General features: G+C 33.5%; 2 protein-coding genes and 1 pseudogene. All 3 read left to right on the forward strand.

The features are described from left to right. A pseudogene (locus tag JVV30_RS13000) lies at positions 1–295 on the forward strand (cassette chromosome recombinase CcrA); the annotation flags it as partial. Between the two features lie 21 nt (positions 296–316). Next, positions 317–1,942 (forward strand): cassette chromosome recombinase CcrB, encoded by a 1,626-nt coding sequence (gene ccrB / locus JVV30_RS13005; protein ID WP_204194357.1) that lies wholly within the window; start codon positions 317–319, stop codon positions 1,940–1,942. A 465-nt stretch (positions 1,943–2,407) separates the two neighbouring features. Further along, positions 2,408–2,704: SAUGI family uracil-DNA glycosylase inhibitor (locus JVV30_RS13010; protein ID WP_204194358.1), on the forward strand; the 297-nt coding region annotated here is incomplete at its 3' end.

The following is a 2,704-nucleotide window of genomic DNA, read 5'->3' on the forward strand; positions in this document are numbered from 1 at the left end:
TACACTCAATCACGAGCAGCTGATAGAAAAATTAGCCCAAGGCAAAATTGATGCAGAAACGTTCAGAGAACAAACGCAATCATTACATCAACAATCAAAACCTATATCATCAATCAGTGCGTATCAAATTCGAAAAGCTTTCCAAAACATCATTCAACAACGTTTCACGCTAAACATGTTATACCCCTATATTGATGAAATTAATATTTCTAAAAATAAAAGGCTCGCTGGCATCTATTTCAAAAACGAACCACTGAATATTGTAAAGCAGACTATGAAATTATCAATTGTATAATTAAAGAAAGGATGGATTATAATGGATAAAATGAAGAAAAAGCTTGTAGGAGGCTACATTCGCGTGTCCACAGAGAGACAAGTAGAGGGTTATAGTATAGAGGGACAAATTACACAAATAGAGCAATATTGCCAATTTAACAGCTATGAACTCGTTGATATATATGCAGATCGGGGTATATCAGGAAAATCTATGAACCGTCCTGAATTACAGCGCATGTTAAATGATGCTAAAAATGGAAAATTAGACTGTGTTATGGTTTATAAAACAAATCGTTTGGCACGTAATACTTCCGATTTACTTACAATCGTCGAAGAACTTCATCGCCAAAATGTTGAATTTTTTAGCTTGTCTGAACGCATGGAAGTCAAAAATTCAACAGGCAAGTTAATGCTCCAGATACTTGCAAGTTTTTCCGAATTTGAAAGAAATACAATTTTAGAGAACATTTACACTGGACAACGTCAAAGAGCTTTAGAGGGCTATTATCAAGGCAATCTTCCATTAGGATATAATAACATACCTGATAATAAAAAAGAATTAATGATTAATCAACATGAAGCCAATATTGTGAAGTATATCTTTGAATCTTACGCTAAAGGTCATGGCTATCGTAAAATTGCCAATGCACTCAATCATAAAGGTTATGTCACTAAGAAGGGTAATCCATTTAGTATTTCAGCTGTTACTTATATTCTCTCAAACCCATTCTATATTGGTAAAATTCAATTCGCAAAATACAAAGATTGGAATGATAAACGACGTAAAGGATTAAACGATAAGCCAGTAATCGCTGAAGGTAAACACACGCCTATTATTAGTCAAGATTTATGGGATAAAGTGCAAGCACGTAAGAAGCAAGTAAGCAAAAAGCCACAGGTACATGGTAAAGGGACAAATCTGTTAACTGGAATAATTGTCTGCGAAAAATGTGGTGCAGCATATGCAGCTTCAAATACAACCAACACACTCAAAGACGGTACTAAAAAACGCATTCGGTATTATTCATGTAGTAACTTTCGTAACAAAGGATCAAAGGTATGTTCAGCCAATAGTGTTAGAGCTGATGTTATCGAAAAGTATGTTATGGATCAAATACTCGAAATAGTCAAAAGTGATAAAGTTATCAAACAAGTTGTCGAACGTGTTAATCAAGAAAATCAAGTCGATGTAGCTGCGCTCAATCATGATATCGCTTATAAACAACAACAATTTGATGAAATTAACACTAAACTTAAAAATCTAGTTCAAACCATCGAAGACAATCCAGACTTAACATCTGCACTCAAACCAACCATTCATCAATATGAAACACAACTCAATGACATTACAAATCAAATGAATCAGCTCAAGCACCAACAAAATCAAGAGAAACCATCTTATGATACGAAACAAATCGCTGCCCTATTACAACGAATATTTCAAAATATAGAATTCATGGATAAATCACAGCTCAAAGCTTTGTACCTAACGGTTATTGACCGTATTGATATTCGTAAAGACGAGAATCATAAAAAACAATTCTATGTCACTCTCAAGCTCAATAATGAAATTATTAAACAACTTTTTAATAATAACAATCTAGACGAAGTGCTCCTCAGCACTTCGTCTTTGTTTTTGCCTCAAACACTCTACTTTCAAATATAATATCTATGTACTGTCCTTTCGTCATTCAATAACACTCATCTAACAAATATATTCAACACGCTAACAAATCATGGCTCAATGTGAAGCTTATATTGATATGACGAAAGAACATCCCAAAACAAAATATAAGTGGGATAGTAACGGGATTGGCTAACTTCATGTAGGAGAAGGATTACGCAAGCGTAATCCCAAAATCCCGTTATTATTTATAAATAAATAATATAAAAAGAAAAAGTAAGTCGTAATAACACCACCAAATCCAAATGATATATAAATATATAGCTATATTTCCCAACAAATGAGCGGGATAACGGGATTTTCTTGTCATATCAATGTTTGTAGCAGTTTTTCATATGGGATTTTCTCTTATTCCCACCGGGATTCGTAATAAATGATAAATCAAATATATATTATCTCAGTGATGTATATGAAATACATCGCTAACACTATCTAGGAGGCAATGATATGAAAACAACCACTCAAGAACTCAAACAATATATAACTCGTCTATTCCAACTATCTAACAATGAAACATGGGAATGTGAAGCGTTAGAAGAAGTAGCAGAAAATATACTTCCTACTCGCTTTGTAGACCATACTCCACTTGCGCATCTTACACTTGAAACTTATACCTACTATAACGATGAACTACATGAGCTAAATATCTATCCATTTCTAATATATGCCAATAACCAACTCATCAGTATTGGTTACCTGGATCATTTTGATATGGACTTTCTCTACCTCACAGATACTAAAAAT

Origin of the sequence: Staphylococcus sp. GDY8P47P, from assembly GCF_016892225.1 — a bacterium.
Taxonomy (GTDB): domain Bacteria; phylum Bacillota; class Bacilli; order Staphylococcales; family Staphylococcaceae; genus Staphylococcus; species Staphylococcus borealis.